This is a genomic window from Arthrobacter globiformis NBRC 12137 (genome assembly GCF_000238915.1).
Classification (GTDB): Bacteria; Actinomycetota; Actinomycetes; order Actinomycetales; family Micrococcaceae; genus Arthrobacter; species Arthrobacter globiformis.
Genome location: NZ_BAEG01000012.1, coordinates 1 through 12,580, shown reverse-complemented (window position 1 = coordinate 12,580; position 12,580 = coordinate 1). Strand labels below are relative to the sequence as shown.

10 protein-coding genes and 1 tRNA gene are annotated in these 12,580 nt (G+C 66.2%); 6 read left to right on the top strand and 5 right to left on the bottom strand.

Going from position 1 to position 12,580, the window contains the following annotated elements; genetic code table 11:
* Positions 1–50: 50 nt before the first annotated feature.
* Both ARGLB_RS01925 and ARGLB_RS01920 read right to left on the bottom strand, forming a co-directional pair.
* Positions 51–127 (bottom strand) — tRNA-Thr (locus ARGLB_RS01925).
* Positions 128–273: 146 nt separating this feature from the next.
* Positions 274–1,164: a DsbA family protein gene (locus tag ARGLB_RS01920; RefSeq protein WP_003798289.1), complete on the bottom strand. Its 891-nt coding sequence runs from the start codon at positions 1,162–1,164 to the stop codon at positions 274–276.
* A 269-nt stretch (positions 1,165–1,433) separates the two neighbouring features.
* On the opposite strand from ARGLB_RS01920, the gene otsA reads away from it, so the two are divergent.
* The 4 genes from otsA (at position 1,434) to ARGLB_RS01900 (ending at position 6,582) form a co-directional block, all read left to right on the top strand.
* Entirely contained in the window at positions 1,434–2,846 is a 1,413-nt protein-coding gene (gene otsA / locus ARGLB_RS01915) for an alpha,alpha-trehalose-phosphate synthase (UDP-forming) (RefSeq protein ID WP_245531454.1), read from the top strand.
* Positions 2,836–3,663 carry a trehalose-phosphatase gene (gene otsB, locus ARGLB_RS01910; protein ID WP_003798286.1) on the top strand — a complete coding sequence of 276 codons (828 nt, stop codon included), beginning with the start codon at positions 2,836–2,838 and terminating at the stop codon, positions 3,661–3,663. The genes otsA and otsB overlap by 11 nt, the downstream gene beginning before the upstream one ends.
* A 240-nt stretch (positions 3,664–3,903) precedes the next feature.
* The gene (locus ARGLB_RS01905; protein WP_003798282.1) at positions 3,904–4,986 is read left to right on the top strand and encodes an ABC transporter ATP-binding protein; all 1,083 of its coding nucleotides are present in this window, start codon (positions 3,904–3,906) and stop codon (positions 4,984–4,986) included.
* Positions 4,987–5,163: 177 nt separating this feature from the next.
* Positions 5,164–6,582 carry a DUF4032 domain-containing protein gene (locus ARGLB_RS01900; protein WP_003798280.1) on the top strand — a complete coding sequence of 473 codons (1,419 nt, stop codon included), beginning with the start codon at positions 5,164–5,166 and terminating at the stop codon, positions 6,580–6,582.
* Positions 6,583–6,633: 51 nt separating this feature from the next.
* Here ARGLB_RS01900 and ARGLB_RS01895 read toward each other — a convergent pair whose 3' ends face one another.
* Entirely contained in the window at positions 6,634–8,004 is a 1,371-nt protein-coding gene (locus ARGLB_RS01895) for an FAD-binding oxidoreductase (protein WP_003798278.1), read from the bottom strand.
* Positions 8,005–8,229: 225 nt separating this feature from the next.
* Between ARGLB_RS01895 and ARGLB_RS01890 the strand changes: the two genes are divergently transcribed.
* Entirely contained in the window at positions 8,230–9,981 is a 1,752-nt protein-coding gene (locus tag ARGLB_RS01890; protein WP_003798276.1) for a glycoside hydrolase family 13 protein, read from the top strand.
* A 3-nt stretch (positions 9,982–9,984) separates the two neighbouring features.
* Entirely contained in the window at positions 9,985–10,998 is a 1,014-nt protein-coding gene (locus ARGLB_RS01885; RefSeq protein ID WP_003798274.1) for a LacI family DNA-binding transcriptional regulator, read from the top strand.
* 7 nt (positions 10,999–11,005) lie between these two features.
* On the opposite strand, the gene ARGLB_RS01880 is transcribed toward ARGLB_RS01885, so the two are convergent.
* Together ARGLB_RS01880 and ARGLB_RS01875 are read right to left on the bottom strand one after the other, a co-directional pair.
* Entirely contained in the window at positions 11,006–11,494 is a 489-nt protein-coding gene (locus ARGLB_RS01880; RefSeq protein WP_043417692.1) for an SRPBCC domain-containing protein, read from the bottom strand.
* Between the two features lie 170 nt (positions 11,495–11,664).
* Positions 11,665–12,306, bottom strand: a complete 642-nt coding sequence (locus ARGLB_RS01875; protein ID WP_003798269.1) for a LysE family translocator — start codon at positions 12,304–12,306, stop codon at positions 11,665–11,667.
* Positions 12,307–12,580 lie beyond the last annotated feature (274 nt).

The following is a 12,580-nucleotide window of genomic DNA, read 5'->3' as shown; positions in this document are numbered from 1 at the left end:
GCATAAAAAACCCCCCATCTCGGGCAAAATCGCCGGAATGGAGGGGTTACTGGAGCCCCCTGTCGGATTCGAACCGACGACCCCCGCTTTACAAGAGCGGTGCTCTGGCCAACTGAGCTAAGGAGGCGTGCCCGTCAGGGCAGGTGTGCGCTATGGCGCTAGATAAGGTTAGCCCAAGGACAGCCCGCCCGTAAAAACGGACATGCGGTTAAATGGAAGGTGGCCCGGTGCCCGGAGAATCCGGACGCCGGGCCACCGCCCAAAAAGAACCGCTTAGGCCTTGGCCTTGATGGCCGCCTCAACGAAGGCCGGGAATTCGGTCTGGGCGCTGTCGCCCTTGCCCCACTGCTTGCCGTCCACGAGGACCGTCGGCGTACCGCTCACGCCAATGGCTGCGGCTTCCTGGGTGGTGTACTTGACCCACGGGCGGTACGTCTTGTTCTCGACGCAGGAGCCGATGTCCTTGGCGCCGACGTCCGTGGCCAGCTTCTTCAGCTCGTCGTCGGAGAGCCCGGCGCCGCCCTCGGCCGGCTGGTTGGCGAACAGGGTGTCCACGAATGCCGAGTACTTCTCCGGGGATTCGTTCACCACGCATGCGGCGGCGTTGGCCGCACGCGAGGAGTAGTTGGTGGTGGAGCGGCTGTCCAGGAAGCCCAGGGCCCGGTACTCCACGGTGACCTTGCCTTCGTCACGGAGCTTCGTCAGCGTCTCGTTGTACGTCGCCTCGAAGTTCTTGCACACGGGGCAGATGAAGTCGATGTAGAGGACGACCTTAACCGGCTTGCCCTTTTCGGCTTCCGCGCCCGGCGCCGTGACGGTGGCAGGCGCCGAGGCTGCCGGCGACGGAATGTCTGCGACGTTCACGGTGGCGGCGGCCGATTTTGCCACTTCGGTGCCCTTAAGCAGGGTGATGCCGCCGTGGACGTTGCCGTTGGCCGGGGTGGGACCCTGGTCCGCCACCGGGGCGTTGTTCTTAAGGCTGCTGGTGACCACCAGTGCGACGACGGCAAGGATGGCCACGACGGCGACCACGATGCCCCAGCCAATGAGCAGTTTGTTCCGCTTGTCCTTCTTAAGCTGCGCCTCCCGGATCTCGCGGGCTTTCTCGCGGGCCTCGGCCGTGCGTTCTGCTTTGGACTTGCGGGGTTCGTTTGCGGGGCTCATTAGTTCCTCGTGTCGTACGGACAAGTGCGGGCCACCAGGGGCAACTCCCCCAGTTTAGGGGAGAACCCTGGAGCTTGCGCTTTCAAGTATTCGTTTCAGCCTGACCAACGGACGAATGGCCCGTAAGATTCCGGCCCGATAGGGTTGATGGGAGTCACAAGCAACCTTAGGGAGCCCCCATGCACGGAGCCGTAAGCGACAAATCCGACACAAAAACGGAAAGCTCGGCCGTGCCCGGCGACAGCTCGGACACCACCAGGTACGACTTCATGGTGGTCTCGAACCGCCTGCCGGTGGACCGCTGCGCGCCCGGCGAGCCCGGCGATGACGGCTCCGGCTGGCGGCGGTCCCCCGGGGGCCTGGTCACTGCGCTGGCTCCCATGATGACCCGGACGGACGGCGCCTGGGTGGGGTGGCACGGTGCCGCGGATGAGACAGTGGAGCCGTTCAGCCACGGCGGCATGGACCTTGTGCCGGTCCAGCTCAGCAGCGATGACGTTGAGCTGTATTACGAAGGTTTCTCCAATGCGACGCTGTGGCCCCTGTACCACGATGTCATCGCGCCGCCGGAGTTCCACCGAACCTGGTGGGACGCCTACCGCACGGTGAACAGAAGGTTCGCTGACGCCGTCGTCCGTACTGCCGACGAAGGCGCAACTGTCTGGGTGCAGGACTACCAGCTTCAGTTGGTGCCGCGGATGCTGCGCCAGGCGCGGCCGGACCTGAAGATCGGGTTCTTCAACCACATCCCGTTCCCGCCACCGGAGATTTTCGCCCAGCTCCCCTGGCGCCAGGCCATCATCGACGGGCTGCTGGGGGCCGACCTGGTGGGCTTCCAGCGCAGCAGCGACGCCGGCAACTTCATGCGTTCTGCCCGTCGCTTCCTTGGTGCCAGCGTCAAGCAGCAGCAGGTCCACGTCAAGGATACCGAGGGCGATCTCACGCACATCGCCCGCGCCCAGGCCTTCCCCATTTCCATCGATGTCCAGCACATCACCGAACTGGCCCGGAAGCCCGAGATCATCGAACGCGCCCGCCAGATCCGGCAGGACCTCGGCAATCCCAAGACCATCCTGCTGGGCGTGGACCGGCTGGACTACACGAAGGGCATCGGCCACCGGCTCAAGGCGTACGAGGAGCTCCTGAATGAGGGCCACCTCAAGGTGGGCGACGCGACGCTGATCCAGGTTGCCAGCCCCAGCCGCGAGCGCGTGGAGCAGTACCGGCTCCTGCGTGAAGAGGTCGAGGGTACCGTGGGCCACATCAACGGCACCTACGACACCATCGAAAACACGGCGGTCCGGTACCTGCACCACAGCTACCCGGTCGAGGAGATGGTGGCGCTCTACCTGGCGGCGGACGTCATGCTGGTCACCGCACTGCGCGACGGCATGAACCTCGTCGCCAAGGAGTACGTGACGGCGCGGACCAACAACGACGGCGCCCTGGTGCTCAGCGAGTTCGCCGGCGCCGCCGACCAGCTTAAGCAGGCCCTGCTGATGAACCCGCACGACATCGACGGCCTGAAGGACGCCGTGATGCGGGCGGTGAAGATGTCCCCCAAGGAATCCGCCCGCCGCATGCGCGCCATGCGCAAGCAGATCCTGGACCACGACGTCGACCACTGGTCGGCCGACTTCCTGAACGCCCTCAATGAGAAGGTAATCCGCGATGACTCCTGAGGCAGAGCACACCGGCGGCGCCGGCACCCGGCTGACCTTGTCCCCCGAACTGCTGGAGGCAGTGCGCCGCATCGCCGGCACGGAGCACCTGCTGGTGGCCATGGACTTCGATGGCACCATCTCCCCCATCGTGGACCACGCCGGGGACGCGCGCCCGCTCCCCCGCTCGGCTGCCGCCTTCGCCGAACTGAGTTCGCTTCCGCGTACAACGACGGCGCTCATCTCCGGGAGGGCACTGGACAGTCTGCGGGCGGTCGCCTCCCCGCCGGAGGAGACCCTGCTGATCGGCAGCCACGGCGCCGAGGCGTGGCTGGGTCCGGGGTCGGCGCCGCTGACCCTCGACCCCGAGCAGCTGTCACTTCTCGACGAGGTCCGGGGCATCCTGGCGGAGATCGCGGACCTCGCGCCCGGCACCGTCCTGGAGGAAAAGCCCGCCGGCGTCGTGCTGCACACACGGCTGGCGGCGGACGACGTTGCAGAGGACGCCGTCGCGGCCGCCCGCGCCGCACTCCAGGACCGCCCGGGCGTCTACCTCAAGAATGGCAAGCGCGTCCTGGAAACGTCCGTGGTGCACGCATCCAAAGGTGAGGGCGTGGACTTCCTCCGCCAGGCCACCGGAGCCACCGGCGTGCTGTTCGCCGGCGACGACACCACGGACGAGGACGCCCTGGCCCGACTGGGGCAGCACGACGTCGGCGTGAAGGTGGGCCTCGACTTCACCCAGGCGCAGTTCCGGGTGGAGGCCCCGGTCCATGTCGCCGAACTCCTTGAGGCCCTGCTGCGGGAACGCCGGAAGGCCGTTGCTCCCGCATCCTGACGAGGCTGCCCTGTAAACGCCGCTGTGCGGCATCTCATATGTGACGTCCGTAACATTTTGTCCGATTCGCGATAAATCTGACATACTCTTCTTTGTGATGTGGCGCACAGGAACCGTGCGGCGTCACTGGATGCTCCTCGGCCTCGGCCGGGGAGTCATCATGTAGGGCACAACTGAATTACATGAACCATTCACTACGGATCGTCCGGCACGTACCTGCCGGTGAAGGGATTGATAACTGTGGCAACAGTTACTTTTGACAACGCTACGCGTCTGTACCCGGGCACTGAAAAGCCCGCTGTTGACAAGCTCAACATCGAAATCGCCGACGGCGAATTCCTGGTCCTCGTTGGACCCTCCGGTTGCGGTAAGTCCACCTCCCTGCGCATGCTCGCAGGCCTCGAGGACGTCAACGCCGGCCGGATCCTCATTGGCGACCGCGATGTCACCGACGTTCCGCCGAAGGACCGCGACATCGCGATGGTTTTCCAGAACTACGCCCTGTACCCGCACATGACCGTGGCGGACAACATGGGCTTCGCCCTCAAGATCGCCGGTGTGAGCAAGGAAGAGCGCGCCGAGCGCGTCCGCGAAGCCGCAAAGCTCCTGGACCTTGAGCAGTACCTCGACCGCAAGCCGAAGGCACTCTCCGGCGGTCAGCGCCAGCGTGTTGCCATGGGCCGCGCCATCGTGCGTAACCCGCAGGTCTTCCTCATGGACGAGCCGCTCTCCAACCTGGACGCCAAGCTCCGTGTCCAGACCCGCACCCAGATCGCTTCCCTGACCCGCCGCCTGGGCGTCACCACCGTTTACGTCACCCACGACCAGGTCGAGGCCATGACCATGGGCGACCGCGTTGCTGTGCTCAAGGACGGCCTGCTGATGCAGGTGGACACTCCGCGCAACCTGTACGACCGCCCCAAGAACGTCTTCGTGGCCGGCTTCATCGGCTCCCCCGCCATGAACCTGCTGGAACTTCCCGTGGTCGACGGCGGCGTCCAGTTCGGCGGCACCGTCTACCCTGTGCCGCACGAGATCCTCGATGAAGCCCACGGCCGCACCGTCACGCTGGGCAGCCGCCCGGAGGACCTGGAGACCGCAGCCCAGGGCGAAGGCATCCAGGTTGAGGTCGACGTCGTCGAGGAACTCGGCGCCGACGCTTACGTTTACGGCCACACCACGCTGGACGGCAAGAGCCACGACATTGTGGCCCGCGTCGACGGCCGCCGTCCCCCGATGAAGGGCGAGTCCATCTGGGTCCGTCCGCAGTCCGGCCACGTGCACCTGTTCGACACCAAGACCGGCGAGCGCCTGGGCGACTAATCCTCCCCACCGGCACCCTAATCCCGCTCCTCTTCGGCCAGGGAACCCTGCCGGAGTGGGCCCAGGTTAGCACCGCACGAACCTTGGCGGCGGTCCTCCCCAACCGGAGGGCCGCCGTCGGGCTTTAACCGCTGCCCCCTTTTAGGCACCCCCCGCAAAATACGGAAGAATTGACCCATGACCGAGGAACACAACGCGCAGTGGCACGACGAACCCACCGACTACGGGCAGATCGGCAAGCTGCCGCGGTTCGAAGCAGCCAGCGCCAATGACGACAAGGCAGCCTCGGTCGCAAGCAACCTCAACATCACGGCCGCTGCCGCCGACCCCGAACTCCTCGATCTGCCCTGGCACATAGCGCTCGAAGACTGGCCGGCGGAAAACCTGGCCGCCCTCCCCCGCGGTATCTCCCGGCACATCGTTCGGTTCGCCCACCTCGGCGGCTCCGTCATCGCCATCAAGGAAACGTCCGAGCACGTCGCCCGCCACGAGTACCACATGCTCCGCAAGCTTGCGCGCCTGGACGTGCCCTGCGTGGAGCCCGTGGCCGTCATCACCGGCCGCACCACCCCCGACGGGCGCCCCCTGAACCCGGTCCTCGTGACCCGCCACCTGAAGTTCTCCATGCCGTACCGCGCGCTCTTCTCCCAGATGCTGCGCAAGGACACACTCACCCGGCTCATCGACGCCCAGGCGCTGCTGATGGTCCGGCTGCACCTCATCGGCTTCTACTGGGGCGATGTCTCGCTGTCCAACACCCTGTTCCGCCGGGACGCAGGCGCCTTCGCCGCCTACCTGGTGGACGCCGAAACCGGCGAACTGTACCCGGACCTCTCTACCGGCCAGCGCGAGTACGACCTGGAAATCGCCCGCGTCAACATCGCCGGCGAACTCATGGACCTCCTCGACGGCGGGCTGATCGAAGAGAAGGTGGACCCCGTGGCCACCAGCGAGCTCATCATGGAAAGCTACCGGCGCCTGTGGACGGAGCTGACGGCCAAGGAATCCTTCGAACTGGGCGAGCGCTGGCGCGTCGGCGCCCGCATCCGCCGGCTCAACGAGCTCGGCTTCGACGTCGAAGAGTACGCGATCAAGACCACCCAGAACGGCTCCACCATCCAGCTGCAGCCGAAGGTCGTCGACGCCGGCCACCACATGCGCCGCCTGTTGCGCCTGACCGGCCTCGACGCCCAGGAAAACCAGGCCCGCCGCCTGCTCAACGATATGGACTCCTTCCGGGCCGACAACAACCCGGAGATGGACGAGGAATACAGCGCGCACCTGTGGGTCAGCCAGATCTTCGAGCCGATCGTCCGTTCCATCCCCCGCGACCTCTCCGGAAAGCTCGAACCGGCCGAAGCCGTGCACGAGGTGCTGGAGCACCGCTGGTACATGTCCGAAAAGCAGGAACGGCACATCCCCCTGGCCGAGGCAGTCCAGTCCTACATCGACTCGATCCTGCGCCACCGCCGCGACGAGGCCGCCATCATGCTGAACCCGGACACGGAGATGCTGAAGATCCTCGCCGTGGAGACCGAGGAGTCGCGGTACGGGGCCGATGAGACCGAGGACGAGTATCCCGACGCCGACGACTGAGTCTCTCCGGCGGGCTTTAGCCCTGCCTGAGAGCGCCTCCTAGATCGTCTCTTAGATTGCCTTGCCCGGGTTCAGGATGCCGGAGGGGTCAAATAGGTCCTTGACCCTGCGCTGCAGTTGCCGCAGCGGCTCGGGCTGTTCCAGTCCCAGCCAGCGCAGCTTGTACTGCCCTACACCGTGTTCGCCTGTGATGGTTCCGCCCATTTCCAGTGCCGCCACGATGGACGCGTCGAGCGCCGTGTTCAGGCGGCGCAAGGCGCCGGCGTCCACCACGTCGTTCACGCGGTCAATCCAGAAGGTCGGATGCAGGTTGCCGTCGCCGGCATGGGCCACGACCTTCAGGCTGACATCGTGGACCTCGGCCAGCGCTTCCAGCGCCGCCACGTAGTCCACCAGCCTGGAACGCGGCACCGCAACGTCCTCGCCCACGCGGTACTCGTCATCCACCTCCACGCCCCTGCTGTTGCGCCGCAGTTCCACCAGCTGTTCCGCCTCTGCGCTGGTCTCGGTGGTGACCACGGCACCGCCGGCCGCCAGGACCTTCCGCACCACGTCGGCCTCCGCTGCCGCCCCGAAGCCGTCCGTCTGGACCAGGAGCAGTGCGGCTCCCCGCGACGCGAGGTCCGATCCGTGCAGCTCATCCAACTGGGCCAGCGACCCGCCGTCGAGCAGTTCCATGATGGCCGGCTGCACGCGCGCCTTGCCGACGGCCAGCACACCGGCCGCGGCCTGCCGGAAGTCAGGGTAGAACGCGGCGATCGTGTGCACCTCGCGGGGCAGGTACTTCAGCCGGACCGTCGCTCCGACCACGATACCCAGCGTGCCCTCTGAACCCACGAACAGCCCGGTCAGGTCGTAGCCGGCCACGCCCTTGAACGTCTGGTGGCCGGTGTGCAGGAGCGACCCGTCCGCGAGGACCACGTCCAGTGCCAGCACAGAGTCCCGGGTCACGCCGTACTTCGCGCACCGCAGCCCGCCGGCGTTGGTGGCCACGTTCCCGCCGATGGTGGAGATCCTGAAGCTGGCCGGATCCGGAGCGAACATGAGTCCGTGCGCCGCAGCAGCGTCGTTCAGGTCGGCGTTGATAACGCCGGGTTCGACGACGGCGGTCTCGTCATCCGCGTTGATCTTCAGAATGCGGTTCATCCGTTCCAGGCCAAGGACAATGCAGCCGTCGCTGGCATGGGCTCCTCCCGATACCCCGGTCCCGGCACCGCGGGGCACCAGCGGCACATTCCGGGCCGCGCAGGCTTTGACGGTGGCCTGGACATCATCGATGGACTCAGCCAGTACCACCGCGGCGGGCAGCCGGTAGTCCACCACGGGCGCCTGGTCCACCGCGTACACGGCAAGTGTGGCCTCGTCCCGGAGGACTTTCCCCGGCCCCAGGATGGATGTCAGTTCGTCGGCGATGCTGCCCATGGGTCTCCCGTTCGATCACTTTGCTTTCAGTCTAGGTCTCATGTGGTGGGCACCTATCCGTGCTGGCCCCGTCGCCGGAGGACAGACGGCATGTCCCCAGACTGGAAGCGTTTCCAACTTTGTGATGCCGGTGACCCCGCAGGCCGTCGAATTGACCCGAATTGTCAACGGGTTTTAGGGTGTAAACGCTTTCATTCGTGTGCATCCCCCCTTTAGGATGGCCCAATGTCTGTTGACTCGTTTCTGCACTCGGCATCGCCGCTGGCTGGCGCCCTGACGCCCATCCATGCCCCGGACAAAGCGCACGGCTGGTGGCGATCAGCCGTCATTTACCAGGTGTACCCGCGATCCTTCAGGGACATGAACGGCGACGGAATCGGTGACTTCGCGGGGATCACCGCCGAGATGCCGCAGCTTGCCGAGCTCGACGTGGACGCCGTCTGGCTCTCACCCTTCTACCGCTCACCACAGCGCGACGCCGGATACGACGTCAGCGACTACTGCGACGTCGACCCGATCTTCGGTACGCTCGGCGACTTCGACGGCATGGTGGCCGAGGCGAACCGGCTGGGCCTGCGCGTCATCGTGGACCTGGTCCCGAATCACTGCTCTGACCAGCACCGGGATTTCCAGGCGGCGCTGGCTGCCGGCCCTGGCAGCCCCGAACGGGACATGTTCATCTTCCGCGACGGCCAGGGCGCCGAGGGTAACGAACCACCCAACAACTGGGAGTCGCACTTCGGCGGCTCAGCCTGGACCCGCATTACCGAACCTGACGGTACTCCGGGCCAGTGGTACCTGCACCTCTTCGATTCATCGCAGCCGGACTTCAACTGGGACAACCAGGCCGTGCATGCCGAGTTTGAGCGCATCCTGCGCTTCTGGCTGGACCGCGGCGTGTCCGGGTTCCGCGTGGACGTGGCCCATGCCCTGGTCAAGGCCCCGGGCCTCCCCGCCTGGGGCGGGCGCGCGGATGGCAGCAGCTCCGACGGTTTCCCCGGGCACGAGGCACCGATGTTCGGGCAGCCGGCCCTGCACGACATCTACCGTGCGTGGCGCCGGATTCTTGAGGAATACGGTCCCGACCGCATTCTCTGCGCCGAGGCCAACGTGGACCCCCTGCCGCGGCTGGCCAACTGGGTCAGGCCCGACGAAATGCACCAGGCCTTCAACTTCCCCTACCTCCATGCGGGGCTGGACCTCCCCCGCCTGCGCCACATCGTCACCGAGTCCCTGACGTCCTTGGATGCCGTGGGTGCGCCCAGCACCTGGGTGCTGTCCAACCACGACGTCGTCCGGCACGCCACCCGCTTCGGGTACGCCTGGTCCGGGCCGCGGGACGGCGACGGCATCGGCCCCCAGGACCCCCAGCCGGATGAGGAGCTGGGCAGGGCCCGGGCCGCGGCGGCGTCGCTGTTCATGCTCGGGCTCCCCGGCGGCGCCTACATCTACCAGGGTGAAGAACTTGGGCTCCCCGACGGGATCGATATCCCGGACCACCAGCGGCAGGACCCGACGTTCGCACGGACTGGCGGCGCCCGGCTGGGACGTGACGGCTGCCGGGTCCCGCTGCCCTGGAAGGCGTCCGAGCGACACAGCGGATTCGGCGACGGCGACGCGCCCTGGCTACCGCAGCCCGAGAGCTTCGCGAAACTGGCCCGTGACGCCCAGGCCGGGGACCCGTCGTCGCACTTGAACCTGTACCGCCGCATGCTCAATGCCCGCCGCGAACTGGACCTTGGGCGCGGTTCCCTCTCATGGGCGGAGGAATGGTGCACCGCTTCGTCCCTGGCCTTTCTCAACGGAGACATCCTGGTTGTCATGAACGTCGGCTCCGATCCGCTGGAACTTCCCGCCGGCGAGGTTGTGCTCCGCAGTTCGTCGCCCTCTGGCTACGGCGAGGATGACCGGCGGTTTGCCTTGGGCTCCGGCGAAACCGTCTGGCTGCGGATCCCTGTCGAGGGCACAGAGGGCTAAGACATGGCCGGCATCAAGGACGTTGCGGAACGGGCCGGGCTTTCCATAGCCACCGTTTCGCGCGCCTTGAGCGGCAAGGGCAACGTGTCCCCCGCGAGCCGCGAGCGAGCCCGGGCAGCTGCGGCCGAGCTTGGCTTCGTGCCGTCCTACCAGGCATCCAGCCTCGCCTCCGGCCGTACGCGCAACATCGGCCTCGTGGTCCCCACCGTCCGCCGCTGGTACTTCTCGTCCGTGGTGGAGGGCATTTCCGCTGCCCTCCTCGACGCCGGCTACGACCTGACGCTCTACAACATCACGGAGGGGCCGGTCCGGCGCCGGAGCATCCTCCAGGACTTCCTGCTGCGGAAACGCGTGGACGCGGTCATCGCGGTGGCGCTGGCGCTGACGGAAGGGGAGATCGGCCAGATGCTTGCCATCAACCGTCCGCTCGTAGGCATCGGCGGACCACTGCCCGGAGCTTCCACCATCCGAATAGACGACCACGCTCTGGCGGAGTCGGCGGTGAACCACCTCATCCGGCTCGGCCACACGCGGATCGCGCACCTCACGGGCGATTCGGTGTACGAGCAGGACTTCAAGATCCCGCGCACACGTCTCGACGGATATGAAAAGGCGATGACGGCTGCAGGACTCCCCCTGCGTTCCTCGTGGGTGGTCAGGGCGGACTTCACCATTGGGGGTGCCTACACCGTTGCACGGGACCTTCTCGGCGGAGCTTCGGAACGGCCAACGGCAGTCTTTGCAGCGTCGGACGAGATGGCGATAGGAACCATCCTGGCCGCCCGGGACTTCGGGCTCCGGGTGCCCGAAGACCTGTCAGTCGTCGGCTTCGACGGACACGAACTGGGCGAGCTGTTCGGCCTGACCACGATTGATCAGGATCCGCGGGGCCAGGGAGCATTGGCGGTGCGCCTGCTGTTGGGGGAGTTCGACGCCGGAGCGGAGAGCGCCGTCGCGAACACCGAATACCCCACGCGGTTTGTTATTCGGCGGAGCACGGCGGTACCCCCGTCCTAGGGCCGCACTAGTCTGAAGCGCCGCCCATGAACCGCACGTACCGGTCAAGAACCTCCGGCCAGTCCTTCTCCCAGGCAGCCCGGGTGCCGGCCGGGTCCTCGGCACCTTCCCAGCCGTCGTGGACTACGCGCACCTCCGTGCCGTCCTCGACGCCACGGAACGCAACACGAAGCTCAGTGGACCAGATCGCGGTGCTGCCGGGGTACCACGACGCGTGGAAGGACAGCGGTGGCTGCCATTCGTCAATGGTTCCCCATGTAGCGCCCCGGCCGTCGTCGGCGGTCTCCAGGATGAGGTTTTCCTCGAACTCCACGTAGGAGCCGGGCCCGTACACGCTGATGTTCTCCATGGGCCACCACAGATGCGTGTGGTCTGTGAAGCCCATGAACGCCCGGGCTACCGGCCCTGGGACCACTGCAGTGCAGATGACAGGGTCCAGGTTGTCTACGGGCTCGGGCACATCGCTGCCTGCGGCGTGGCTGAAGAGATTTTCCATGGCTACCAACTCTACCGGCCTCTCCACCGCGGACGCTTCCTCACATCCCGCCGCGAAACCCCGGACGCTTCCTCACATCCCGCCGCGAAACCCCGGACGCTTCCTCACATCCCGCCGCGAAACCTTGGACGCTTCCTCACATCCCGCCGTCCCGATGAATGTAGCGGGGGCTAGCTGCTCGCGCCGGAGGCGATGACGCCGGCGCCGAGGGCGGTGATGATGCCGCTGCTGACGCGTTCGACGCCGGTGCTCACTTTAGGGCGACGCAACCACCCCATCGCCTTGTAAGCGACGAGCGAGACGACGGCCAGGTAGGCGAACGCGATGACCGCTTCCACTGCCCCCAGGATCATCGCGGTGCCCATGGTATCGCCGCCCTGTGGGATGAACTGCGGAACGACCGCCAGGTAGAAGAGGCCAACTTTGGGGTTGAGCAGCGTGGACAGCGCACCGGCACCGAGGCCAGCGATCCTGCTGTAACGAAGCCCGCCTGCTTCGTTGCCACCCTGCATGCCGTCCTTTGCGGCCTTCCGCGTCTTCAGGAACGAGGAAATGCCGAGATAAAGCAGGTAGAGGCCGCCCGCGATCTTGATCCAGCGGAACACCTCTGCGGACTGCTCCAGGATCGCTGCGAGTCCGAGCCCGACAAGCGCCGCCCAGGCGACGGCGGCAACGGCCGACCCCGCCGCAGCCGCAATCCCTGCGATGGGCCGGTTCAACGCGATGCGCAGCACCAGGAACGTGTCCGGTCCGGGCGTAAGGGACAGAACCAGGCACAGTCCAGCGAAGGCTACAAATGAAGCGAAGGTCATGGCGACGATTATCCTCGACCGGAATCCTGCCGGCCAATTTCATCCAAGAAGTCCGGGCCCGCAGAAACGTAAGGGAGCGTTCGGGAAAAACCTGCAGGACGTGAGGGAGCGTTCGGGAAAAGCCCGCAGGACGTGAGGGAGCGTTCGGGAAAAGCCCGCAGGACGTGAGGGAGGGTTAGGGAAAACCTGCAGGATGTGAGGGAGGGTTGGGTCTCCCTAGGCGTTAAAAGGCTCAGGCCCCGACGTTCATCGTCGGGGCCTGAGCCGTAAATAG